The following is a 21,592-nucleotide window of genomic DNA, read 5'->3' as shown; positions in this document are numbered from 1 at the left end:
GGTCGGATCGTCTCGTCTCGCACAGGACCGTCCCCGTTCCCGTTGCTCACGCCGGCCCGGGTCCCGCGCCGCGCTGTTTGTACAGGCTGATGCTGACCGTACGGTCATCGGCGACCGTGGAGTCGACCTTGCCGGCCAGTGCGGAGAGCACCGTCCAGGCGAAGGTGTCGCGCTCCGGGGCCCGGCCGTCCGTCGTCGGGGCGGCCACCGTCACCTCAAGGGAGTCGTCGACGAGCCGGAACACGCAGCTGAGGACGGAGCCCGGCACGGCCTGCTGAAGCAGGATCGCGCAGGCCTCGTCGACCGCGATGCGAAGATCCTCGATCTCGTCGAGAGTGAAGTCCAAGCGCGCTGCGAGACCGGCCGTGGCCGTACGCAGCACCGACAGGTAGGCACCCGCAGCGGGCAGCCGGACTTCCACGAAGTCCTGATTCCCGGGCTCGCCTGCGATCTGGGACACCCTCACCTCCAAGGTGGCACAAACTCATTCGAGGTTCCGGGAGGGCGCCCCGGAGCCATGCGGTACGTCTTCGGTTCTTGGTCCGGCGACGCTATCGCGATCCATGATGCCGTGTCGCCGGAACCCCATCCCATGACTGTCACTCATGGTAAACCCATGAGCACGCACAGTGGCTAGAGGTCTGCGGCTGTCAATTGCGAAGAACCGGCGCCGGTTTGACGTACCCAGCCATCACACGATCGAACCGTCCTCGAAGCACCAGCGCCAGCTCTCTCCCGCCTCGAAGCTCCGCATGATCGGGTGGCCGGTCTCCTTGAAGTGTCCCGTCGCGTGCTGGAGGGGCGACGAGTCGCAGCAGCCGACATGGCCGCAGGTCAGGCAGAGCCGCAGTTGCACGGGGTGGGTGCCCGCGGCAAGACATTCGGGACATGTCTCGCTGAGCGGGACGGGCTCGGGGCGGGGCAGTTCGGGAACGTGCAGGCACTCACTCATGATTGTCAGATTACGACGGATGTGAGGACCGTGAGATGGATGCATTGCCGTTGGTGGCACTGGTCGCGGCCAGTGCCGCGATCGCGGGCGCGGCGAGGCGCACCCCGGTACCGGCCCCCCTGCTGCTGGTCGCCGCGGGGCTGCTCGCCTCCTATCTGCCCGGGGTGCCGACCTACACCCTGGACGCGCACATCGTGCTGCCGCTGCTGCTGCCGCCACTGCTCTACACGGCTGCGGTCGACAGCTCGTACCTCGATCTGCGGGCCAATGTCCGGCCGATCGCCCTGCTCTCCGTCGGCTACGTCCTCTTCGCGACCTTCGCGGTCGGCTGGCTGGCGTACTGGCTCGTGCCCGACCTGCCGCTGACCGCCGCGCTGGTGCTGGGCGCCGTCATCGCGCCGCCGGACGCCGTCACGGCGGCCGCCATCGCCCGCCGGGTCGGGCTGCCCAGCCGGGTCACGACGATCCTGCAGGGCGAGTCCCTGGTGAACGATGCGACGGCGATCACCGCCTACAAGGTGGTGCTGGCCGCCGCCGTCGGCGAGGGCGTCAGCTGGGGCGCCGGGATCGGCGAGTTCCTCGTCGCGGCGGTCGGTGGTGTCGGGGTCGGCCTGGTGCTGATGGTGCCGCTGCACTGGCTTCGCACGCACCTCAAGGAAGCCCTGCTGCAGAACACCCTGTCGCTGCTGATCCCCTTCGTGGCGTACGCGGCGGCGGAACGCGTGCACGCCTCCGGAGTGCTCGCCGTGGTCGTCGTGGCGCTCTATCTGGGGCACCGCTCCTGGCAGGTCGACTTCGCGACCCGGCTCCAGGAGGAGGCCGTGTGGAAGATGGTCGCGTTCATCCTGGAGTCGGCGGTCTTCGCGCTCATCGGACTGCAGCTGCCCTTCGTGCTGAAGGGGCTCGGCACCTATGCCGTCGCGGAGGCTCTTTGGTACGCGGTTGCCGTCTTCCTCGCCGTCGTCGTGGTCCGCTTCATCTGGGTGTACCCGGCCACGTATCTGCCGCGGTGGCTGTCGAGACGGATCAGGGAGCGCGAGCCCGGGACCAACTGGACCGCACCCCTGATCGTCGGCTGGGCCGGGATGCGCGGCGTCGTCTCGCTCGCCATCGCTTTCTCCATCCCGCTGGTGATGACCTCCGGGGAAGCCTTCCCGGCCCGCAACCTGGTGCTCTTCCTGACCTTCACGACGGTCATCGGCACGCTGGTCATCCAGGGGCTCACCCTGCCTCTCCTGGTGCGCGTCCTGAAGCTCCCCGGGCGCGACGCGCAGGCCGAGACCCTGGCCGAGGCGCAGGCCCAGAGCGAGGCGTCCGCGGCCGCCGAGGCGCGCCTGGAAGAGCTCCTCCAGGATCCGCGCAACTGCCTGCCCGGACCGCTCACCGACCGGCTCCGCACCGTCCTGGAGCGCCGCCGCAACGCCGTGTGGGAGAGGCTCGGGGCCTCCAATCCGCTGACCGGGGAGTCGGCGGACGACACCTACCGGAGGCTGGCCGGCGAAATGATCGAGGCCGAGCGCACCGTCTTCGTCCGGCTGCGGGACGAGCGCCGGATCGACGACGAGATGCTGCGGAACCTGTTGCGGCGGCTGGACCTGGAGGAGGCGGCGGCCTACCGGGAGGAGTCCGGCGCCCCCCAGGGCTGACCCGTGACGACAGCGGCGACCGTGGTGCCCGGAGCGAACGCGCCCTCCTGGGCGAGTGTCATCAGTCCATAGAGCAATTTGGCGACATAGAGACGCTCGACGGGCAGCCCGTGCCGGTCCTCGAAGTCGTCGGCGAAGGCGTGCAGCTCCGGTGTCGTCCGGGCGTAGCCGCCGAAGGCGAAGCGCTCGTCCAGCGACCAGGCCCCGGCCGGGCCGCCGAACGCCTCCCGCTGCAGCTCCCGTACCGCGTCCCCCAGGAAGCCGCCGCGCAGCACCGGGATGCCGAGTGCCCGCTGACCGGGTGCGAGGCCCGCGGCGAGACCGGCGAGGGTCCCACCGGTGCCGCAGGCCACCGCGATCACGTCGGCCCGGCCGTGCAGCTCCCGCCCCAGCGCTGTGCAGCCCTGTGCGGCCAGGGCGTTGCTGCCGCCCTCCGGGACGACCACACACTCCCCGCAGCCGCTCAGCAGCCCCGCCAGGACCGCTGGATCGGCCTTCGCGCGGTACGTGGCGCGGTCCACGAAGCGCAGACGCATGCCGTCCGCCGCGCACTGCGCCAGCGACGGGTTGAGCGGGCGGCCGGCCAGCTCGTCGCCGCGTACGACGCCGACGGTCGGGAAGCCGAGCAGCCGGCCGGCGGCGGCGGTGGCGCGCAGATGGTTGGAGTACGCGCCGCCGAAGGTCAGCACGGTGCGCCCGGCGGCGGCCGTCAGGTTGGGGGAGAGTTTGCGCCACTTGTTGCCCGGCAGATCGGGGTGGATCAGATCGTCGCGTTTGAGCAGCAGCCGCACGCCGTGCCGGGCGAAGCGCTCGTCCTCGGCCGGTTGCAGGGGTGACGGGAGCACCGGCTGCAGCCGGGAGAGGGCGGGCGGGTCGGAGGGCATGCGCCCATTGTCGCCCGGCGGCCCGGTGACCTCGGGCGGGGGCGGGTCACTTCAGCCGGTCGCGGATCCGGGCGCGCATGGAGTCCATCGTGAAGCCGCGCGGATCGACCTTGCCGGGCTGCCACTCCCTGTGCCCGATGACGGACCGGGAGGTCCAGCCGTGGTGGCGGCAGATGGCGGCGGCGGCCTTCTCGACGGCGTCCAGCTGGACATCGGGCCAGGGGTCCTCGCCGTCGCCGAGGTTCTCGCACTCGAAGCCGTAGAAGTGCCTGTTCCCGTCGGTGTTGGCCTCGTTGTCGGCCGGCAGGCGCTTCTCGGCGACGACGGCGCGCAGGACGTCGTCGTCACCGAATCCGGCGTGGTTGGTGCGGCCGTAGCCGACCAGATGGATCCGGCCGTCCTTGGCGATCACGCCGTGGCAGAGCGGTCCGGGAAGCTCCGGGCGGCCGTCACGGCAGATGCGGACGGTGGCCTCGGTGCCCCTGGTGGCGGTGTGATGGATCATCACGCCGTTGACAGGTCCCCAGGGGCCCTTGTGGTTGCGGTTGTGCGTACGCCAGTCGCCGACCCGGACGACGGTGAGCCCTTCGTTCATCAGGGCTTCGAGGAAGGTGCTCGCGGACATGGGTGAGGACATGGCCGACTCCTTGGGCGCGTGGGGGAGCGAGTCCTTGCAGCGCTTGTACCGGAGCGCAGGGCCCCGGGCCATTCCGGGGCCCTGCGTTCGGGCGGTGTGCGAGTCGATCCGGTCAATTCCGCGAGCACCCGCGGCGGTTCAGCCCTGGGCGAGCCACAGGTCGGGGCCGAACACCTCGTAGTGGATGTCGGCCGCCGGGACACCCTTGGCCAGCAGCTGGGTGCGCACGGCCCGCATGAAGGGCAGCGGACCGCAGAGGTACGCGTGCGTGCCGGGCCGGACCGGGATACCGCCCAGGTCGACCAGGCCGGTGCGGTCGGCCGGGTGGCCGGGCTCCGGGTTCTCGTACCAGAAGTGTGCTGCGCCGTCCGGGAGCTTGGCCGTGAGCTGCGCATGGTCGGTGCGCAGGGCGTGGTCGGCGGGGGAGCGGTCGCCGTGCACGACGGTGACCGGGGCCCGGTGGCCGGTTGCCGCGAGGTGCTCCAGCATCGACAGCATCGGGGTGCAGCCGATGCCCGCGGAGGCGAGCAGCAGCGGGGCGTCGACGGCGTCGATGACCAGATCGCCGTACGGGGCGGAGACACGCAGCCGGTCACCGGCCCGGGTGGTGGCGTGCAGGTGCGTCGAGACCTCGCCGTCGGGCGATCCGTCGCCGTGCACCCGCTTGACGGTGATCGAGTGCAGCCGGGAGCCGGGACCGCCGGAGAGGCTGTACTGCCGTATCTGCCGGGCCCCGTCGGGCAGTTCCACCTGCACGGAGACGTACTGGCCGGGCCGGAAGTCGGGGGCGGGCGCGTCGTCGGCCGGGCGAAGCTGGAAGGTGGCGACGTCGTCGTTCTCCTCGATCCTCGCGACCACCTCCCACTCGCGCCAGACGTCCCCGGCGACGAGGCCCCGCTGGGCGTAGAGCCGGTCCTCGATGGCGATCAGGGCGTTGGCCATCAGCCAGTAGACCTCGTCCCAGGCGGCCGCGACCTCCGGTGTGACCGCGTCACCGAGCACCTCGGCGATGGCGGCGAAGAGGTGGGTGTGCACCACCTCGTACTGTGCGGCGGTCACACCGAGCGAGGCGTGCTTGTGGGCGATGCGGCTGAGCATCACGTCGGGACGGGTGTCCGGGTGCTCGACCAGCTGGGTCGCGAACGCGGCGATGGACCCGGCGAGGGCCTGACGCTGGGCGCCGGAGGCCTGGTTGCCGCGGTTGAAGAGGTCGCGCAGCAGCTCGGGGTGGGCGTCGAAGAGTTTCCGGTAGAAGAGATCGGCGATGTCCCCGATGGCTGCGCCGACGGCGGGGAGGGTGGCACGGACGGTGGCGGTCGACGACTCGGAGAGCATCGGGCGGACTCCTCAGGGTGAATTGGTATCTGAGATTCTTATTTTTGGGCAGAGGTGAGGCCGGGCTGTACCCGGCGGGGGGTTCAGTCGGCGGGACGGCTGCTGCTGATGCCGATCAGCAGGGGGCCGGTGGGGGAGGTGACGAGTTCGGCGACGGTGAGCGGGTCGAGCGAGGCGTAGAAGGCCTCCTCCGCCAGGCGCAGGGCGCCGCGCAGCCGGCAGGCCGAGCGCAGCGGGCAGGGGGTGCTGCCCTCGCACTCGACGACATCGCCGGGCCCTTCGAGCTCGCGGACGAGTCCGCCGATCGATGCGGACCGGCCGGCTCCGGTGAGGGCGAGCCCGCCGCCGCGGCCGCGGCGCGCCTCGATCAGGCCGAGGTGCTGGAGCCGGGCGACCACCTTCGCGGTGTGGGTGTACGGCACCTGCATGGTCGCCGCCACCTCCCGGGTGGTCGGCGGATCCTCGTTCTCCACGACGGCGAGGCGCATCAGTACGCGCAGCGCCACGTCGGTGAATTTCGTCAGCCGCATGACCGCCACGTTAGATAACTTGCATCGTGGATGCAAGTTATCCGGCTCCAGGGGCATCGCTGAGCGTCGTGCCCAGCCCAAAGCCCGATTAGTCACACTCTTTTGTGTAATGGCGTGCGGTGTCCCCATGCTGAAAGGCTTTTCACGCAGGTCAGCCGATGATCGAGAGGACGTCAGATGTCCGTTGGTGAAGAGGCTCAGAACGCGCAGGTACCGCCGCAGCAGAGCCTGGGCACGGCGGCGGCGCGGAACCTCGCGACGACCACCAAGTCCGCTCCGCAGATGCAGGAGATCACCTCGCGGTGGCTGCTGCGCATGCTCCCCTGGGTGCAGGTGCAGGGCGGCACGTACCGGGTGAACCGCCGGCTGAGCTACTCGGTCGGAGACGGCCGGGTGACCTTCGTGCAGACCGGTGACCGGGTCACGGTGATCCCCGCGGAACTCGGCGAGCTGCCCGCGCTGCGGGACTTCGCCGACGAGGAGGTGCTCGCGGAGCTGGCCCGCCGGTGCGAACAGCGCGAGATCGCCGCGGGACAGGTGATCGCCGCGTCCGGGGAGTCGGCGGACCGCGTCTTCCTGCTGGCGCACGGCAAGGTCGAGAAGGTCGGCACCGGCCCGTACGGCGACGAGACCGTGCTCGGGGTGCACGCCGACGGGGCGTACTTCGGCGACCACGCGCTGATCGGGGGCGACGCCGTCTGGGAGTACACCGCACGTGCCGTCACGGCGTGCACGGTACTCACGCTGAGGCGGGCGGACGTGCTCAACCTCGCCGAGCGGGCGGACTCGCTCCGCACGCATCTCGCCGGGCTGCTCAGCATCCCCCGCCAGCGCACCAACACGTACGGCGAGGCGGAGATCGACCTCTCCGCGGGCCATGTCGGCGAGGCGGTCGTCCCGCACACGTTCGTGGACTACGAATCGGCCCCTCGTGAGTACGAGTTGAGCGTCACCCAGACCGTGCTGAAGGTCCACAGCCGGGTCGCCGACCTCTACAACCAGCCGATGAACCAGACCGAGCAGCAGTTGCGGCTCACGGTCGAGGCGCTCCGCGAGCGCCAGGAACACGAGCTGATCAACAACCGCGAGTTCGGGCTGCTCAACAACTGCGACTACGGGCAGCGCCTCCAGCCGCACGGCGGGGTGCCCGGCCCCGACGACATGGACGAGCTGCTCTCGCGCCGCCGCGGCTCGAAGCTCTTCCTCGCGCACCCGCGGGCCATCGCCGCCTTCGGCCGCGAGTGCAGCAAGCGCGGACTGGTGCCGGAGAGTGTGGAGATCGGCGGACACCATGTGCCCGCCTGGCGCGGGGTGCCCATCTTCCCGTCCAACAAGATCCCGGTCACCGACGCCCGCACCACGTCGATCATCTGCATGCGAACGGGCGAGGCCGAGCAGGGGGTCATCGGACTGCAGCAGACCGGCATCCCGGACGAGATCGAGCCGAGCCTCTCGGTCCGGTTCATGGGTATCGACGAGCAGGCGATCATCTCGTACCTCGTGACGGCGTACTACTCGGCGGCCGTCCTGGTGCCGGACGCCCTGGGCGTCCTGGAGAACGTCGAGGTCAGCCGCTGGCGCTGACGATCAGGGGGCCCGGACCGGACCGTCAGGATCCGGTCCGGGCCCGTGACGGCCCCGGCCCGGGGTGCGGCCGACCGGGGTGCCCCGCCGCGATGCCCCGTGGAAACCACCCACTCACCGAGTCCATCCCTGCGGGGACCCGATGCAGACCGGGAAGCCGGTCGGGGCGGATCTCGCCGCCCACAAGAAGTCCCTGCCGGTGGTCGCCGCACTGATTTCCCGCACCCCGGCCGCGGCCGAACTCGCCGGGCTCTACCGGGGCTCCATGAACACGCCCGACGAGGTGAGCCGCGCCGCCGATGCCGTCGACCGGGCCGGCGGCCGGGACTGGGCACAGGCCTGCGCGGGGGACCGGATGGCCCGCGCCGTCCACCATCTGTCCCGGGCGGTGCCCGACCTGACCGCGGCGGGCGACCTGCTGGCCCTGGCGGAGTTCGTCACCCGCCGGACGCACTGACCGGAGAGAGGGGGCAGCGGGGGCCGGCCGGGCTCCCGCCGGACCCGCACGGCTCCAACTCTAAGATCCTGTACGTAGATTGAGGTCGCGCGAGTTGATGGGCGAGTGAGGGCGGGAGCCGGGTATGGGCGTACGGATACGGCAGGCGGACGAGGCGGACCGGGAGCAGGTCGTGCGCCTCCTCGACGAGGCGTTCCACGACGACCCGGTCAGCAGCTGGGTCTTCCCGGACGAGACGCACCGCCGGGCCGTTCACGGAAAGTTCCTCGGTGTCTTCGTCGATGTCACGCTCGCCGAAGGCCGTATCGATGTGCTGGAGGACGGAACGGCCGTGGCGTTGTGGCTGCCGGTGCCCGCCGGTGAACCCACGGAGGAGGACCCCACCCCTGCGCTGATGCGGGCGACCGCGGACCCCGACAACGAGCGGACCGAGTTGGTCGGGAAGCTGACGGGTGCGATCCATCCGTACGACCGGGCCCATGAGTACCTGCTTCTGATCGGGGTGTCCCCGGAACGCCAGGGGGAGGGCATCGGGTCGGCCCTGATGGCCGAGGTGCTGGAGCGCTGCGACCGCGACGGCGTTCCCGCCTATCTGGAGGCGAGCAGCGCGCGCAGCCGCCGGCTCTACGAGCGGCTCGGGTTCACCTTCATGGGCACGACCGTGGATCTTCCGGACGGCCCGGCGATGTGGCCCATGTGGCGCGAACCGCAGGCGGGCTGAGCCCGCGCGCACGCAAGCGGAGGGCGGCAGGGAGACGCGGGCGGGCACGAGCTACAGTCCCTGCCCATGACAGACGAGTCATGGGCAGGCTGGTACCGGGACCGCCAGGGTTCCGACGCCATCATCCTCACCACCGACGGACAGCAACTCCGCATCCGGATCCGGGGCGTCGATTTCGAGGGCGAGAGCTTCGACGGCCTCGGACCGGTCTCCGGCATGCCGCCGGAGAGCGGCGGGTTCGCCCTGGCGGACGGCGCGCTCACCGACTGCGTGCTGGAGTGGGACCTGCCGCTGCCGGTGATTTCGGACGGCACGGTTCATCAGGCCACTCTCAGCTGCCTGCTGTCGCTGCGCCGCCCCGACGCCGATCTCCATCTGGAGCTGCACTTCGGCGGCGCGGTCTACGGTTCGCGCCGGGCCGAGTGCGACTTCGCCACCGCGCTCGCCACGATCCAGCGCATCCTGCCGCCCGGAGTCCGCCTGCAGACCTGTATCGCCTGCGCGTTCTCGGACTACTTCCCGGCGCCCGGCCGTGGACTGTCCGGTGGCCTCGCCTGCTTCCGGGGTGCGAAGGATGCGTACCGGGGGGCGGCGGGCGAGGACGACGTCATCGGTCTGTGGGACCGGCGGACCGGTTTCGTCCAGGAGATCTGGAGCTGCCGTGAGTTCGAGGCGCGCCCGGCGGAGGGCGCGGGCACCGGACACCGAGGCGCGTTCCCTCTCGAACACGCCTGACCACCCTCTCGCCCGACGGGATGTCGGGCAACGCGCTGTGCCCCGTACCGGATGAACCCCCGGTGCGGGGCACAGCGCTTTACCAGGCCTTCATTGTTCTACTAGCATGCGAACAAGGAGGTTTTAATGAACCGGAAGAATGTCGGCAGCGCGGCCCTTGTCGCCCTGCCGTTCCTGCTCGCGCTCATCGTCGACCTGGCGTCCTTGGCAGCGTTCCGTGACCGGCTGCCCGGACAGTTGGCCAGCCACTTCGAGGCCGGCGGGCAGGCGAATGGCCATGCGGGCCGGACGTCGTACGTCCTCGTCACCGTCGTCCTGCTCGTGGTGACCGGAGCCTTGTGGGCCACCATGGTGGCGAAGGGGAACTTCTCCGGCCGGGCCTACCGCCTGCTGGTCGCCGGGGGATACGCCTTCGCCGGATTCTTCGGCTATCTGATGGCCGCCGTGCTGATCGTGAACCTGGATGCCGGTGAAGGCGCGCCAGAGGTGTCGTTCCCGATGTGGCAGCCGGCCGTCGCACTCGGCGTCGGCGCGCTCGCCGCCGGTCTCGGATTCGTGCTGGCCGCACTGGGCCCCGTACCGCAGCAGCCGGCCCGCTCCGCGGAGGCTGTGGGCGGGGAACGCATTGTGCTCGCCGACGGGGAGGTCGCCGGATGGGCGCGGAGCGCCGACAGTTGGTGGCTGCCGCTCGTCGCGCTCGGACTCCTCGTCCTCGGAGTCGTCCTCTTCTTCGTCGGCAGCTGGTCCGCCGCTGTGTTGCTGCTGATCGTCGGGGTGCTGCCGGCAAGCTTCGCCCGGCCGTACGTGAGCGTGGACCGGCGGGGCATCACCGTCTGCGGGATACTGCCCTGGCCGCGCATCCGGGTGCCGCTCGACCGCATCGAGGTGGCGACCAGCCGGGACATCAACGCCCTTGCCGAGTACGGCGGCTGGGGCTATCGCATCCGGCCCGGACGGACCGGGGTCATGATCCGCTCGGGCGAGGGGATCGTGGTGAGGCTGGCCGGCGGGCGGGACTTCGCGGTGACCGTCGACGACTCCGCGACAGGCGCCGCGCTCCTCAACACCCTGATCGACCGGCGCCGGGCGGGGCACTGACCATGCTCTTCCGGGTCGATCCCACCTCCACCGTGCCGCTCGGCGACCAGATCGCGGCCTGCGTCCGCCGGGCCGTCGCCGACGGGGCAGTGGTCCCGGGCGAGCGGCTCCCCGCCGCCCGGGTCCTTGCCGAGACCCTCGGCGTCAACGTCCATACGGTGCTCCGCGGTTACCAGCAGCTCCGTGAGGAAGGGCTGATCGAACTGCGCCGGGGCCGGGGCGCGGTCGTCACCGGTGGCGCCTCGCCGCACCGAGCCCGGCTGCTGGAACACGTACGCGACGTGGTCGCGGACGCGCGCGAGCTGGGAATGACGGAGGACGAACTGCTGGCCCTGATCCGTACCGAACTCGACAACACATGAAGGCCGTTGAAGGGGCTGGGGTCAGCGCAGGCCGTCCCATCCCCAGCGCGGCGTCGGCCCGGGATCACCGAGGTCCTCGCCGGCCGGGGACGCCGAGACGTCGCGTGCGATCTTCGTGCCCCAGTCGAAGTACTCCACGACGCGGCGGCGGAGCAGCTCGTCGTCCGGCAGCTCCTTGTCGACCGCCGTCGTCATCAGCTCCATCCAGCGCAGCCGCTGTGGCTCGGTGATCGACAGCCCGAGATGGGAGCGCAACAGGGCCTGGTGGCCGCCGAGCCTCGCGGTGTAGTCGGCGGGACCGTCGAAGATCTCGGCCAGCCATACGGCGACATGCTCGATGTGCGTCGGGGTGAAGTCCGCGAAGACGGGGGCGAGCAGCGGGTCGGCCAGCGCCTCGTCGTAGAAGGTGTTGCTCAGCCGGTGCAGTACGTCGATACCGCCGACGGCCTTGTACAGCGTTTCCGGACGCTCGCTCACGCGCGTACCTCCAAGGGTGGGCCCGGCCCTCGCGGGCCGCTGGGCCCAGCATGCAGCAGGGGGCCGGCCACGCCGGGACCGTTCGCTGCCGGCGCATCAAGCGGGGGCGCGCGTTCACCCGGTCGGGACGGACCACGGCGGGTGTTCGGAGCGGCCGGACCCACCTCGACCGCCCTGCGCGGCGGCTGCCTCCCCCGGTCGTCCTCGGCGAGGCGGGCGCCCCCTGCCGGCCCGCCTCGGGCCCGCCGGATTCCGCCCACAGCGAGGAGCTGTTCCCAACTGGCCCGGCTGCGGGCAGAGTCGGCCCCATGAAGCTCTTGATCCTGGGCGGTACGGAGTTCGTCGGGCGCGCCGTCACCGAGGCGGCGCTCGCACGGGGCCGGCAGGTCACCGTGTTCCATCGCGGCCGCCACGCACCCCCCGCAGGCGTCACAGAGCTGTTCGGCGACCGCACCGGCGCCGACGGACTCGTGGCGCTCGCCGCTGCCGCAGGGGAGAGCGAGGGAGGGGCACACACCTGGGACCTGGTCGTCGACACCTGGAGCGGCGCCCCCTCGGCCGTACGGGACGCGGCCCGGCTGCTCGCCGGCCGCGTCGGGCAGTACGCCTATGTCTCCAGCCGGTCGGTGTACGACCACCCCGCCCCGGCCGGACTCCCCGAGGACGGCCCGCTGGTGGACGGGGCCTCGCCGGACGCCGGGGCGGACGTCCCGTACCCGCAGGCCAAACGCGGCGGTGAACTGGCCGCACTCGACGTGTTCGGCGACCGCGCCCTGCTGGCCAGGGCGGGGCTGATCCTCGGGCCGTGGGAGAACGTCGGCAGGCTGCCGTGGTGGCTGCAGCGGATCGCCCGCGGCGGACCGGTACTGGCCCCGGGGGCACCGGACACCCCGCTCCAGTACATCGACGCCCGCGACCTCGCCAACTGGCTGCTGGACGCGGCGGAACACGGACTGCACGGACCGTACAACGTGGTCAGCCGCCCGGGGCACACCACCATGGGTGAGCTGCTGGACGCCTGTGTCCGGGCCACCGGCTCCGGCGCCGAACTGCGCTGGACGGCCGCCGAGAAGATCCTCGCGGCGGGCGTCGAGCCATGGAGCGAGCTGCCGATCTGGCTGCCGCCGGGCGAACTGTACGACACCATGCACCAGGGCGACGTCAGCCGGGCACACGCGGCCGGGCTGCACTGCCGACCGGTGGGGGAGACCGTCACGGACACCTGGGACTGGCTGCGCGGGCTGGGTGGCGCGGCGCCGCAGCGGCCGGACCGGCCCGTGGTGGGACTGGACCCGGAGACCGAGGCGAAGCTGCTCATGGCCTGAGCCGCCGGTGGCACGGCCGGGCGGATCGCGACGGTGCTGCTCGCGGCCGGTTCACCGGCCACGCCGATGGCCCGGAGGATGCGCCGACGCGGCTAAGAGGAGCTCACAAAATGGGAGTCCGATCAGCGTGCGTGCCAGGCGTCGCGAGCCGGGCGCCCATTTTGTGAGCTCCTCCAAGGGCTGTCCCGCAATCCCTGGCGGGCGCACGACGACAGCCACGGCACCTCGCTGTGTTGTCGGAACGCCCGAATACGCCCAGTACGAGGACGCTCCTCCGCCTGGCGATGCACCGCATCCGACGCCGCGCGCTGATCCACCGGGGATTACGGGACAGCCCTTAGTTTGGCCCCATGGCCGAACTCCTGCTGCACCTCACCGAAGGCCCTCTGTGGGAGGCGGCCCGCGGGATCGGGACGTACGAGATGTCCACCCGCGGCCGCACCCTGCACGAAGAGGGCTTCATCCACTGCTCGCTGCCCCACCAGCTCCCCGGCGTGGCCGAGATGCTGTACGGCGCCGGGGCCCCGGCCGATGCCGAGACCCCTGCCGACCTGGTGGTGCTCGTCATCGACCCCGCGCGGCTCTCCGTGCCCGTGCGGTACGAGTCGTTCGCGCCCGGCGGCGAGGAGTTTCCGCACATCTACGGCCCCGTCCCGGTGGACGCGGTCGTGGAGGTACGTCCCTGGCCGCGCAAGGAAGGCAGCCCCGCGTGAACACCACACCCCCCACCGACGCCCCGATCATCGCGGTCACCGGAGCGAGCGGCGCAGTCGGCGGCGGCGTCGCCCAGCGGCTCGTGCGCGCCGGCGTCCCCGTCCGGCTGCTGGGCCGTGACCCGTCCCGGCTGCCGGAGCTGCCCGGCGCGGTCGCCGCTCCGCCCGCCTCCTACGGCGACGGGGCGGCCATGCGCCGGGCGCTCGCCGGGGCGCACACCCTGTTCCTGGTCTCCGCGCACGAGAGCCCCGACCGGGTACGCGAACACACCACCGCCGTGGACGCGGCGGTCGCCGCGGGTGTCGAACGCATCGTGTACGTGTCCTTCCTCGGCGCCGCACCCGACGCCACGTTCACCTTCGGCCGCGACCACTGGCACACCGAGGCACACATCCGAGTCTCCGAGGTGCGCTACACCTTCCTCCGCGACAGCTGGTACCTCGCCGGGATCCCGGCGATGACCGGGGCCGACGGAGTGCTGCGCGGCCCGGGCGGCGACGGCCGGGTCGCCGCGGTGGCGCACCAGGACATCGCGGACGCGGCGACGGCCGTCCTGCTGGCCGGCACCGGGAGCGAGGACACCCGCCACGACGGGGTGACGTACGACCTCACCGGACCGGAGGCATTCACCCTCGCCGAAGCAGCCGAGGAACTGAGCCGGGCCACCGGACGGACCATCACCTACCACCCGGAGACCCGGGAGGAGGCATACGCGTCACGGGCGCAGTACGGCGCGGCGGACTGGGAGGTCGCCGGCTGGGTGACGTCCTACGAGGCGATCGCGACCGGCGAGATGGCCACCGTCTCGGACGCCGTACCGCGTCTGACCGGCCGTCCGGCGCAGAATCTGGCCACGTACCTCCGGGAGCATCCGGACAGCTACCGGCACCTGCTCAGGACCGACTGAACTCCCGGCGGACCGGCCGGGACGCCGACCGGAACGGACCGGTCCGACGGGACGGAACGACGGCACATGCGCACAGAAACGCCCTGGGGCCCGTGGGACCCCGCCCCGCTCCCCGAGGTCGCCCGCCGCTTTTCCGTACTGCACACCCCCTGGTGGATCGCAGGCGGATACGCGGTCGAACTGGCCGTCGGGCACGCCTTCCGGGACCACGCCGACATCGACGTCCTGCTGCTCCGCCGCGACCAGCTGACCGCCCAGCAGGTGCTCGCCGGCTGGGAGTGGTGGGCCGCAGACCCGCCCGGCACCCTGCGCCCGTGGCTGCCCGGCGAGACGCTGCCGCCCCACGTCCACGACATCTGGTGCCGTCCGGGCCCCGGCGATCCCTGGCGCGTCCAGCTCATGCTCGACGAGGCGGACGACGACGGCCACTGGGTCTTCCGCCGCGACCCCCGCATCCGCCTCCCGCTCGACCGGTTGGGCCGGGTCTCGGGGGACGGTATCCCGTATCTGGTCCTGCCGGTGCAGTTGCTGTACAAGGCCAAGTCCCGGCGTCCCAAGGACGACCAGGACTTCGCGACCGCTCTGCCGATGCTGAGCGCCGACCAACGTGCCTGGCTGACCGAGACGATCACCCTGGCGCACGGCGCCGACCACCCGTGGGCGGTGCGGCTGCGCAGGCGGTGGTGAGGGAGCGCGGCGCAGCCCCCGCCCGCCGAGCACCGCGTCACCTCACATACACGCCCGCGCGCGCCGCGGCCGCCGCGGCCTCGGCGGCGAGGTCGGCGGCCGCCGCGTCGAGGGGAGCGCCGCTGGCCAGCAGCCGGTAGTAGAGCGGGGCCGAGACCGCCCGGATCACCTCGTCGGGATCCGTGCCCGCGGGCAGCTCGCCGCGTTCCAGGGCCGCGATGACGCAGCCCGCCCACTCCTCGACGCGGATCGCGTAGAAGCGGTGCAGGGACTCGGCCGTGCGCGGGTCGCACGTCGCCGCGGCGATCACCGACGTGAAGAGCGGGCCCTGGCGCGGGTCGGTCAGGGTCTTCACCACGAGCTGCGCATTGGCCCTGAGGTCCTCGATCAGTGAACCGGTGTCCGCACGGGGAGAGGACTGCTCGGCCATGTCGTCGAGCAGATCGGCGACGAGACCGGTGGTGGTGGACCAGCGCCGGTAGACGGTGGTCTTGCCGACCCCCGCACGGCGGGCGACATCGGCGAGGTCGAGGCCGTCGAAACCGTGCTCGACCAGGGCGTCGCCCGCCGCCCGCAGGACGGATTCCCGGACCCGGGCAGTACGCCCACCCGGCCGGACGGTGCCGGGCTCCACACCCTCAGAAGTCATAACGGGCCTCCAGTTCCATTAGGCGGACTTTCCCTGTTACGGTGATCCCACCTTAACGGAACCATGGAACCGTTAAAACTCCTGCCTGAGGAAGACACCCATGTCCGCACCCCGCACAACCCCGTCACCGACGGTCGAAGCCGGCGCCGTCGCCGCCTCCGCGCAGCCCGGTATCCGCATGACCGGGCGGCAGAAGCTCGTCCTCACCCTTCTCCTCGGCGCCCAGTTCATGATCGCCGTGGACTTCTCGATCCTGAACGTCGCACTGCCGGTCGTCGGCAAGGGGCTCGGCTTCTCCCTCGCCGATCTCCAGTGGATCGCGACCGCCTTCGCGCTCGCCGCCGCCGGCTTCACCCTCCTCTTCGGGCGTGTCGCAGACATCGTCGGGCGCAAGCGGATGTTCCTCGGCGGGATGGCCGTCCTCGGCGCCTCCTCCCTCCTCGGCGGGCTCGCCACCTCGCCCGAAGTCCTGCTCTGCGCGCGGGTGCTGCAGGGTCTGGCCACCGCGGCCGTCACCCCGGCCGGGCTCGCCCTGCTGACGACGGCCTTCAAGGAGGGCCCGCTGCGTGAACGCGCCCTCGGTCTCAACGGAGCCCTGATGTCAGCCGGGTTCACCGCGGGAGCGATTCTCGGCGGACTCCTCACCGACCTGCTCTCCTGGCGCTGGGCGTTCTTCATCAACGCCCCCGTCGCCCTGCTCGTCCTCGTTCTCGCTCCGTCCGTCATCACCGACTCACGCCCCGACGAGCGGCCCAGGCTCGACATCCCCGGTGCCGTGACCGTCACCGGCGGACTCCTCGCCCTCGTCCACGGACTCACCCGGGCCGGCGAGACCGGCTGGACCACCCCCACCACCCTGGCCTCCCTCCTCGCGGGCGTCGCCCTTCTCGTCACCTTCTGGTTCGTCGAGAAGCGGGCCGCGACGCCCCTCGTACCCGTACGGGTCCTGAGGCGACGCAGCGTCATCTGGGGCAACGCGGCGGGGCTGATCGCCTTCGTCACCGAGACCTCCCTCGTCTTCCTCCTCACCCTCTACCTGCAGGAAGTCCTCGGCTACTCGCCCCTCGCCACCGGATTCGCCTTCGGCGTCCTGGGTCTGGGCACGGTCATCGGCGGCACCCTCGGCGGCCGCGCCGTCGGTCGCTGCGGGACCCGGACCACCATCGTCGTCGGCGGCATCGTCCAGGCCGCCGCCACGCTCACCCTGGTCGCCCTCGGCACCTCCGGCGCCTGGATCTGGCTCCTCCTCGCCGCCACCTTCATCGGCGGCATCGGCAACATGCTGATGATCGTCGGCTTCATGGTCACCGCCACCTCCGGCCTCCCCGACAACGAACAGGGCCTGGCCACCGGCCTCGCCACGATGACCCAGCAGGTCGGCATCACCATGGGTATCCCGGTCATGAGCGCCGTCGCCGCCGCCCGGATGACCTCGCTCGGTGACACCGGACCCACCGGCGTCCTGTCCGGAGTCACGGTCGCGATCCTGGTCAACTCCGCACTGGTCCTGATGGGTTCGCTGCTGGCCGGCGCGCTCCTGGGAACCCGGCGGCGCGCGGGAGCCCCCGGCCGGTGACCGCCCCGACGGTCCCGCGGAATCGGGGAGCTGCCCGTTCGCCCTGCCCGCAGGGGCGCTGATGCCCGATCGGCTCGAAGAGGGCACCGGAAAACCTGTGGGTGTGGCCGAGCACCCAGCCGGACCGTGCCGCGTATGTCCGCGAGAACGGCCCGGACGCGTTCCTCGGAGCGGGCGGCTCCCCGCCGGACATGCTGCCCGAGCCGGAAGATCGGGGCGGGGCCGAGACCTCGTACTCGCGCACCGTCGAACGCCAGGAGGGCCCGGCAGCCGAAGCTGCCGGGCCCTCCTGTCCGTGTACGCCGTCCGCGCTGCGGCAGTCGGGTCCGTCCGGACCCGTCGCATGCGCCAAATCGGCGATCAGGCCTTCTTGGTCTCCCAGAAGATCTTGTCGATCTCGGCGATGTAGTCCAGCGCCTTCTGGCCCGTCGCCGGGTCGGTGGAGGCCTTCGCGGCCGACAGCGCCTTGAGGGCGTCGTTGACCAGCTGGTGCAGCTCCGGGTACTTCTCGAAGTGCGGGGGCTTGAAGTAGTCGCTCCACAGCACCGAGATGTGGTGCTTCGCAAGCTCGGCGCGCTGCTCCTTGATGACCACCGCGCGGGCCCGGAAGTGCGGGTCCTCGTTGGCCTGGTACTTCTCCTGGACGGCCTTGACGGACTCCGCCTCGATGCGGGCCTGGGCCGGGTCGTACACGCCGCAGGGCAGGTCGCAGTGGGCGCTGACCTTCACCTTGGGGGCAAACAGGCGGGAAAGCATTGAGCTGTCCTTCCTCGTGATCGTCTTCTCAGGTGGGACATTACTCCGTGAGGGACGTGTTTTCGTGGGTGCCCCCATGGGCTTAGGCCAAAAGTCCAGGGCGAGTATGGGACCAGTGGTCGAATGCACGGAACGGACCGGGGAGGTGCCGGAGATGCCGGAGGTACCGGAGTTGGCGCAGGAGCCCGTGCGGGGCAGGGCGGAGCGGCTGCCGTTCCGGGTGGTGGAGGTGACGGGGCCGTCGATGGTGCCCACGCTGTACCACGGGGACTGGCTGCTCGTGCAGTACGGGGCGCCGGTGCGCCCCGGTGACGTGGTCGTTTTGCGCCACCCCTTCCAACAGGACCTGTTGGTCGTCAAGCGGGCCACCGAGCGCCGCGCGGGCGGCTGGTGGGTGCTGGCCGACAACACGTTCGCGGGCGGGGACAGCACGGACTACGGGACGGTGCCCGAAGAGCTGGTGCTGGCCCGGGTCCGGGCCCGCTACCGGCCGCTGAGGAAGGATCAGCGTTCGGTCCGCGCGGTGCTGGCCTGGGCGGTCTCCGCGCTGCGGCCGGTGTCGGCGGCGCGCTCCGTCTCCAGGCGCTTGCGGGCCCGGTAGGCGGCCACATTGGCGCGGGTCGCGCAGCGGTCCGAGCAGTAGCGGCGGGACCGGTTGGTCGAGGTGTCGAGGTACGCGTTGCGGCAGGGTGCGGCCTCGCAGAGCCCGAGCCGGTCCACCCCGTACGACGTGAGGTGGAAGGCGAGACCCATCGCTGCGATGGCGGCGTAACCGGCCGTCACGTTCGAGGGATGGTCGGCCAGATGCATGTGCCAGTCCGGTTTTCCGTCCGCGTCACGGGTGTCGTGGCCGGAGATCTGCGGGCTGACCGGGAACTCCAGCAGCAGCGAGTTCAACAGGTCGACGGCGAGCGTCTCGTCGCCGATGTCGGCCGCCTCGAAAACGGCGCGCAGCCGCGCCCGTACCGACCGGAAGCGGGTCACGTCCGCGTCGGTGGCGCGCCTCGCCGCCTGCCCGTTGGCGCCGAACAGATCGCGGACCGCCTCGACGGTGGTGAGGACGTCCTTGTTGCGGGCCGGCTCCTCGGTGTTGACCAGGCGCACCGCATAGTCCGAGTAATAGGCCAGTTCCACTTGTAGTCCTTACAGGGTCGGTCTAAGGTCTGGGTACGGTGACCGATGTAACGGTCGTTTCTGCTTCGAGGGTATTACGTAGTGGAGGGGTTCGGGTGACGGAGACATCGACGGGCACTGACTGGCAGGCCTGGCAGCAGAGCTGGGACCGGCAGCAGGAGTGGTACATGCCCGACCGCGAGGAACGGTTCCGGGTGATGCTGGACATGGTCGAGGCCTTCGTCGGGCCACGGCCGAGGGTGCTCGACCTCGCGTGCGGTACGGGAAGTATTACGGACCGGCTCCTCAAGCGGTTCCCCGAGGCCACCAGTACCGGCGTCGACCTCGACCCGGCGCTGCTCGCCATCGCCCGCGGCTCCTTCGCCGGCGACGAGCGCGTCACCTTCGTCACGGCCGACCTCAAGGACCCCGCCTGGGCCGAGCGTCTGCCGTACGACACGTACGACGCCGTCCTCACCGCCACCGCCCTGCACTGGCTGCACAGCGAACCGCTCACCACGCTCTACGGGCAACTCGGCGGACTCGTCAGGGACGGCGGGGTGTTCATGAACGCCGATCACATGATCGACACCGACACCCCCCGCATCAACGCGGCCGAACGCGCCCACCGCCATGCCGGGATGGACCGCGCCAAGGCCGCGGGCGCCCTCGACTGGGCGGACTGGTGGGCCCTCGCGGCCGAGGACCCGGTCCTCGCCGCCCCGACCGCCGAGCGGTACAAGATCTACGGCGAGCACGCCGACGGCGACATGCCGTCCGCGCGGTGGCACGCGGACACTCTGCGCGCCGCGGGCTTCGGCGAGGCACGGGCCGTCTGGGCCTCCCCGTCGGACACCTTGGTACTCGCCGTGAAGTAGCGGCACCATGCGCCGCATGGGGCGGTACGGACTCCGGTCCGTACCGCCCGAAATTTTTTCCGTCCCTGCTGCAACCCGCCGCGCACCCCGGCGCACTGGAAGGGTGAGACGGTCCGCACCCGCGGACCCGGGAGGGGGCGCCGACGATGCGGATCGATGACGAAGCCGCGCTGCACGCCTTCGTCGAGGGCAGACGTACGGCGCTGTTCCGCAGCGCCTATCTGCTCTGCGGCGACCGGCACGAGGCCGAGGACCTGGTCCAGTCGACCCTGGTGAAGGTCGTGCTCGGCGGACGGCGGCACGGCCGGCTGGACAACATCGAGGCGTACGCGCGCAAGACGCTGGTCAACACCTTCATCGCCGCCCGCCGCCGGTTCTGGCGGCGGGAGCAGGCGTACGGCGAACTGCCCGACCGCGCGGGCCAGTCGCCGGACACGGACACCGGCCTTGCGGTACGGGCGGCCCTCGCCCGGCTCTCGGCCAAGCAGCGGGCCGTCCTGGTGCTGCGGTACTGGGAGGACCTGAGCGTCGAGGCCACGGCCGACATGCTCGGGATGCGCGAGAACACGGTCAAGAGCCACGCGGCTCGGGGGTTGGCGGCGCTGCGCGCCGAGATGGTGGAGGAATACGCATGAGCGACGTCAAGGAACTGCTGGGGCGGGCCGCCGAGCACGCGGGGCAGCCGGTGATCAGTGCCGAAGGCGTGTACGCGAAGGCCGCCCGGGTGCGGTGGCGACGCCGGGCCACGGTCGCGGCAGCCGCGTTCGGCGTGGTCACGGCCGGGGCGCTCGCGGTCCCGGGACTGACCGCGCAGCCGAAGGAGGAGCAGGCCTCGGTGGCGGCGCCCGCCGAACTGGCCGGCAACAGCGGCCGGGCGAAGCAGCTCGTCGAGCTGCTGCCCAAGGGCGTGGGCGCGGTCGAGCAGGTCTCGCTCGCCGTGATCATCAAGCACGCGACCCCGCAGCAGGCCAAGGAGCACCCGGTGGGGCCGCTGGACGGGCAGTACGCCGTCCGCAGGGACGGCGGCGTCGGCTACCTCGTCATCGGTGCCATGAACGGCAAGCAGGTCTCCCAGAAGCTCGGCGGATTTTCCGCCGCCGCCGACATCTGCAGGCCGACCAACGGGGAGCCGCGCCCGGCCGACTGCGTGCGCGAGGAACTGCTGGACGGCCGGGTGCTGACCATCTGGAGCGACCCGATGAAGAACCTCGACGGAGGTACGCCGGACTGGGGGCCCGAGCTCGTGGCCCGGCTCACTCTGAAGGACGGCGGGCTGCTGGCCGTCCGGGACAGCACCGGCTTCACGGCCGACACCTCGCAGGGGCCTCTGCTCAAGAGCACGCCGCTCACGCGTGCCCAGCTGCGCACGCTGATGCTGAGCCCGGAACTGCTGCCGAAGAAGTAGCCCGGTCGGATACGGGAGAGGGCGGTGCGGACCGGAGTCCGCACCGCCCTCGTGTCACTCCCGTACCGCTACAGCACCTTCGACAGGAACGACTTCGTCCGGTCGTGCTGCGGGTTCGTCAGTACGTCGCGCGGGTGGCCCGATTCGACCACCACCCCGTCGTC

General features: G+C 71.4%; 25 protein-coding genes and 2 pseudogenes. 16 read left to right on the top strand and 11 right to left on the bottom strand.

Annotation, left to right across the window (positions count from 1 at the left end):
- Positions 1–46 precede the first annotated feature (46 nt).
- Positions 47–460, bottom strand: a complete 414-nt coding sequence (locus tag ACFU8W_RS47700) for an anti-sigma regulatory factor (RefSeq protein ID WP_030915678.1) — start codon at positions 458–460, stop codon at positions 47–49.
- A 231-nt stretch (positions 461–691) separates the two neighbouring features.
- A complete protein-coding gene (locus tag ACFU8W_RS47695) occupies positions 692–952 on the bottom strand; it encodes a UBP-type zinc finger domain-containing protein (RefSeq protein WP_345510413.1) in 261 nt (86 codons plus the stop codon).
- 35 nt (positions 953–987) lie between these two features.
- Here ACFU8W_RS47695 and ACFU8W_RS47690 point away from each other — a divergent pair, with 35 nt between their 5' ends.
- Entirely contained in the window at positions 988–2,598 is a 1,611-nt protein-coding gene (locus ACFU8W_RS47690; protein WP_384052103.1) for a Na+/H+ antiporter, read from the top strand.
- Here ACFU8W_RS47690 and ACFU8W_RS47685 read toward each other — a convergent pair.
- The 4 genes from ACFU8W_RS47685 to ACFU8W_RS47670 all read right to left on the bottom strand — a co-directional run bounded on the left by ACFU8W_RS47685 (position 2,565) and on the right by ACFU8W_RS47670 (position 5,984).
- Positions 2,565–3,482, bottom strand: coding sequence for a 1-aminocyclopropane-1-carboxylate deaminase/D-cysteine desulfhydrase (locus ACFU8W_RS47685; RefSeq protein WP_384052101.1), 918 nt, complete (start codon positions 3,480–3,482; stop codon positions 2,565–2,567). The two genes, ACFU8W_RS47690 and ACFU8W_RS47685, sit on opposite strands and share 34 nt — an antisense overlap.
- A gap of 46 nt (positions 3,483–3,528) precedes the next feature.
- Entirely contained in the window at positions 3,529–4,119 is a 591-nt protein-coding gene (locus tag ACFU8W_RS47680; RefSeq protein WP_384052099.1) for an N-acetylmuramoyl-L-alanine amidase, read from the bottom strand.
- 138 nt (positions 4,120–4,257) lie between these two features.
- On the bottom strand, positions 4,258–5,454 hold the full coding sequence (locus ACFU8W_RS47675; RefSeq protein ID WP_384052097.1) for a globin domain-containing protein: 1,197 nt from the start codon (positions 5,452–5,454) through the stop codon (positions 4,258–4,260).
- Positions 5,455–5,537: 83 nt separating this feature from the next.
- Positions 5,538–5,984 (bottom strand): Rrf2 family transcriptional regulator, encoded by a 447-nt coding sequence (locus ACFU8W_RS47670; RefSeq protein ID WP_345510406.1) that lies wholly within the window; start codon positions 5,982–5,984, stop codon positions 5,538–5,540.
- 177 nt (positions 5,985–6,161) lie between these two features.
- Between ACFU8W_RS47670 and ACFU8W_RS47665 the strand changes: the two genes are divergently transcribed.
- The 6 genes and pseudogenes from ACFU8W_RS47665 to ACFU8W_RS47640 all read left to right on the top strand — a co-directional run bounded on the left by ACFU8W_RS47665 (position 6,162) and on the right by ACFU8W_RS47640 (position 10,941).
- Positions 6,162–7,568, top strand: a complete 1,407-nt coding sequence (locus ACFU8W_RS47665) for a family 2B encapsulin nanocompartment shell protein (protein ID WP_384052095.1) — start codon at positions 6,162–6,164, stop codon at positions 7,566–7,568.
- Between the two features lie 133 nt (positions 7,569–7,701).
- Positions 7,702–8,025, top strand: a pseudogene (locus tag ACFU8W_RS47660) (polyprenyl synthetase family protein); the annotation flags it as partial.
- A 124-nt stretch (positions 8,026–8,149) separates the two neighbouring features.
- The gene (locus ACFU8W_RS47655) at positions 8,150–8,746 is read left to right on the top strand and encodes a GNAT family N-acetyltransferase (protein ID WP_384052093.1); all 597 of its coding nucleotides are present in this window, start codon (positions 8,150–8,152) and stop codon (positions 8,744–8,746) included.
- Between the two features lie 66 nt (positions 8,747–8,812).
- Positions 8,813–9,481, top strand: coding sequence for a DUF6304 family protein (locus ACFU8W_RS47650; RefSeq protein ID WP_384052091.1), 669 nt, complete (start codon positions 8,813–8,815; stop codon positions 9,479–9,481).
- Between the two features lie 126 nt (positions 9,482–9,607).
- Positions 9,608–10,579 (top strand): DUF1648 domain-containing protein, encoded by a 972-nt coding sequence (locus ACFU8W_RS47645; protein ID WP_384052089.1) that lies wholly within the window; start codon positions 9,608–9,610, stop codon positions 10,577–10,579.
- Between the two features lie 2 nt (positions 10,580–10,581).
- Entirely contained in the window at positions 10,582–10,941 is a 360-nt protein-coding gene (locus ACFU8W_RS47640; protein WP_345510399.1) for a GntR family transcriptional regulator, read from the top strand.
- 21 nt (positions 10,942–10,962) lie between these two features.
- On the opposite strand, the gene ACFU8W_RS47635 is transcribed toward ACFU8W_RS47640, so the two are convergent.
- The gene (locus tag ACFU8W_RS47635; RefSeq protein ID WP_384052086.1) at positions 10,963–11,418 is read right to left on the bottom strand and encodes a group II truncated hemoglobin; all 456 of its coding nucleotides are present in this window, start codon (positions 11,416–11,418) and stop codon (positions 10,963–10,965) included.
- Between the two features lie 320 nt (positions 11,419–11,738).
- Here ACFU8W_RS47635 and ACFU8W_RS47630 point away from each other — a divergent pair, with 320 nt between their 5' ends.
- The 4 genes from ACFU8W_RS47630 (at position 11,739) to ACFU8W_RS47615 (ending at position 15,051) form a co-directional block, all read left to right on the top strand.
- Complete coding sequence (locus tag ACFU8W_RS47630; protein ID WP_384052110.1) at positions 11,739–12,743, top strand: NAD-dependent epimerase/dehydratase family protein; 1,005 nt, start codon at positions 11,739–11,741, stop codon at positions 12,741–12,743.
- A gap of 350 nt (positions 12,744–13,093) precedes the next feature.
- The gene (locus ACFU8W_RS47625; protein WP_345510397.1) at positions 13,094–13,456 is read left to right on the top strand and encodes a DUF952 domain-containing protein; all 363 of its coding nucleotides are present in this window, start codon (positions 13,094–13,096) and stop codon (positions 13,454–13,456) included.
- On the top strand, positions 13,453–14,364 hold the full coding sequence (locus ACFU8W_RS47620; RefSeq protein ID WP_384052084.1) for an NAD(P)H-binding protein: 912 nt from the start codon (positions 13,453–13,455) through the stop codon (positions 14,362–14,364). Before ACFU8W_RS47625 ends, ACFU8W_RS47620 begins: the two co-directional genes overlap by 4 nt.
- 66 nt (positions 14,365–14,430) lie before the next feature.
- Complete coding sequence (locus tag ACFU8W_RS47615; RefSeq protein WP_384052082.1) at positions 14,431–15,051, top strand: nucleotidyltransferase domain-containing protein; 621 nt, start codon at positions 14,431–14,433, stop codon at positions 15,049–15,051.
- 37 nt (positions 15,052–15,088) lie between these two features.
- Here the strand turns inward: ACFU8W_RS47615 and ACFU8W_RS47610 are convergent, their stop codons facing one another.
- The gene (locus ACFU8W_RS47610; RefSeq protein WP_384052080.1) at positions 15,089–15,700 is read right to left on the bottom strand and encodes a TetR/AcrR family transcriptional regulator; all 612 of its coding nucleotides are present in this window, start codon (positions 15,698–15,700) and stop codon (positions 15,089–15,091) included.
- 100 nt (positions 15,701–15,800) lie between these two features.
- On the opposite strand from ACFU8W_RS47610, the gene ACFU8W_RS47605 reads away from it, so the two are divergent.
- Positions 15,801–17,276 (top strand): MFS transporter, encoded by a 1,476-nt coding sequence (locus ACFU8W_RS47605; protein ID WP_384052077.1) that lies wholly within the window; start codon positions 15,801–15,803, stop codon positions 17,274–17,276.
- Between the two features lie 360 nt (positions 17,277–17,636).
- Here the strand turns inward: ACFU8W_RS47605 and sodN are convergent, their stop codons facing one another.
- Positions 17,637–18,032 (bottom strand): superoxide dismutase, Ni, encoded by a 396-nt coding sequence (sodN, locus tag ACFU8W_RS47600; protein WP_266981604.1) that lies wholly within the window; start codon positions 18,030–18,032, stop codon positions 17,637–17,639.
- A 154-nt stretch (positions 18,033–18,186) separates the two neighbouring features.
- On the opposite strand from sodN, the gene sodX reads away from it, so the two are divergent.
- Positions 18,187–18,633, top strand: a complete 447-nt coding sequence (gene sodX, locus ACFU8W_RS47595; RefSeq protein WP_384052075.1) for a nickel-type superoxide dismutase maturation protease — start codon at positions 18,187–18,189, stop codon at positions 18,631–18,633.
- Here sodX and ACFU8W_RS47590 read toward each other — a convergent pair.
- On the bottom strand, positions 18,537–19,166 hold the full coding sequence (locus ACFU8W_RS47590; protein WP_384052073.1) for a CGNR zinc finger domain-containing protein: 630 nt from the start codon (positions 19,164–19,166) through the stop codon (positions 18,537–18,539). The genes sodX and ACFU8W_RS47590 overlap by 97 nt on opposite strands.
- A 95-nt stretch (positions 19,167–19,261) precedes the next feature.
- Here ACFU8W_RS47590 and ACFU8W_RS47585 point away from each other — a divergent pair, with 95 nt between their 5' ends.
- From ACFU8W_RS47585 to ACFU8W_RS47575, 3 genes are all read left to right on the top strand, one after another.
- Positions 19,262–20,023, top strand: a complete 762-nt coding sequence (locus ACFU8W_RS47585) for a class I SAM-dependent methyltransferase (RefSeq protein WP_384052071.1) — start codon at positions 19,262–19,264, stop codon at positions 20,021–20,023.
- Positions 20,024–20,169: 146 nt separating this feature from the next.
- Positions 20,170–20,658 (top strand): SigE family RNA polymerase sigma factor, encoded by a 489-nt coding sequence (locus ACFU8W_RS47580; RefSeq protein WP_345510390.1) that lies wholly within the window; start codon positions 20,170–20,172, stop codon positions 20,656–20,658.
- Entirely contained in the window at positions 20,655–21,428 is a 774-nt protein-coding gene (locus ACFU8W_RS47575; RefSeq protein WP_384052069.1) for a hypothetical protein, read from the top strand. Before ACFU8W_RS47580 ends, ACFU8W_RS47575 begins: the two co-directional genes overlap by 4 nt.
- A gap of 68 nt (positions 21,429–21,496) precedes the next feature.
- Here the strand turns inward: ACFU8W_RS47575 and ACFU8W_RS47570 are convergent.
- Positions 21,497–21,592: pseudogene (locus ACFU8W_RS47570) on the bottom strand (ectoine/hydroxyectoine ABC transporter ATP-binding protein EhuA); the annotation flags it as partial.

The organism is Streptomyces sp. NPDC057565 (assembly GCF_042801455.1).
GTDB lineage: Bacteria > Actinomycetota > Actinomycetes > Streptomycetales > Streptomycetaceae > Streptomyces > Streptomyces yanii.
This window is presented reverse-complemented; position numbering and strand designations above follow the sequence as displayed.

Excerpts from the sequence above, each read along its gene's own strand:
- ACFU8W_RS47695 (WP_345510413.1), bottom strand. The coding sequence starts at position 952 with ATGAGTGAGTGCCTGCACGTTCCCGAACTGCCCCGCCCCGAGCCCGTC.
- ACFU8W_RS47690 (WP_384052103.1), top strand. The coding sequence starts at position 988 with ATGGATGCATTGCCGTTGGTGGCACTGGTCGCGGCCAGTGCCGCGATC.
- ACFU8W_RS47685 (WP_384052101.1), bottom strand. The coding sequence starts at position 3,482 with ATGCCCTCCGACCCGCCCGCCCTCTCCCGGCTGCAGCCGGTGCTCCCG.
- ACFU8W_RS47680 (WP_384052099.1), bottom strand. The coding sequence starts at position 4,119 with ATGTCCTCACCCATGTCCGCGAGCACCTTCCTCGAAGCCCTGATGAAC.
- ACFU8W_RS47675 (WP_384052097.1), bottom strand. The coding sequence starts at position 5,454 with ATGCTCTCCGAGTCGTCGACCGCCACCGTCCGTGCCACCCTCCCCGCC.
- ACFU8W_RS47670 (WP_345510406.1), bottom strand. The coding sequence starts at position 5,984 with ATGCGGCTGACGAAATTCACCGACGTGGCGCTGCGCGTACTGATGCGC.
- ACFU8W_RS47665 (WP_384052095.1), top strand. The coding sequence starts at position 6,162 with ATGTCCGTTGGTGAAGAGGCTCAGAACGCGCAGGTACCGCCGCAGCAG.
- ACFU8W_RS47655 (WP_384052093.1), top strand. The coding sequence starts at position 8,150 with ATGGGCGTACGGATACGGCAGGCGGACGAGGCGGACCGGGAGCAGGTC.
- ACFU8W_RS47650 (WP_384052091.1), top strand. The coding sequence starts at position 8,813 with ATGACAGACGAGTCATGGGCAGGCTGGTACCGGGACCGCCAGGGTTCC.
- ACFU8W_RS47645 (WP_384052089.1), top strand. The coding sequence starts at position 9,608 with ATGAACCGGAAGAATGTCGGCAGCGCGGCCCTTGTCGCCCTGCCGTTC.
- ACFU8W_RS47640 (WP_345510399.1), top strand. The coding sequence starts at position 10,582 with ATGCTCTTCCGGGTCGATCCCACCTCCACCGTGCCGCTCGGCGACCAG.
- ACFU8W_RS47625 (WP_345510397.1), top strand. The coding sequence starts at position 13,094 with ATGGCCGAACTCCTGCTGCACCTCACCGAAGGCCCTCTGTGGGAGGCG.
- ACFU8W_RS47615 (WP_384052082.1), top strand. The coding sequence starts at position 14,431 with ATGCGCACAGAAACGCCCTGGGGCCCGTGGGACCCCGCCCCGCTCCCC.
- ACFU8W_RS47610 (WP_384052080.1), bottom strand. The coding sequence starts at position 15,700 with ATGACTTCTGAGGGTGTGGAGCCCGGCACCGTCCGGCCGGGTGGGCGT.
- ACFU8W_RS47605 (WP_384052077.1), top strand. The coding sequence starts at position 15,801 with ATGTCCGCACCCCGCACAACCCCGTCACCGACGGTCGAAGCCGGCGCC.
- sodN (WP_266981604.1), bottom strand. The coding sequence starts at position 18,032 with ATGCTTTCCCGCCTGTTTGCCCCCAAGGTGAAGGTCAGCGCCCACTGC.
- sodX (WP_384052075.1), top strand. The coding sequence starts at position 18,187 with ATGCCGGAGGTACCGGAGTTGGCGCAGGAGCCCGTGCGGGGCAGGGCG.
- ACFU8W_RS47580 (WP_345510390.1), top strand. The coding sequence starts at position 20,170 with ATGCGGATCGATGACGAAGCCGCGCTGCACGCCTTCGTCGAGGGCAGA.
- ACFU8W_RS47575 (WP_384052069.1), top strand. The coding sequence starts at position 20,655 with ATGAGCGACGTCAAGGAACTGCTGGGGCGGGCCGCCGAGCACGCGGGG.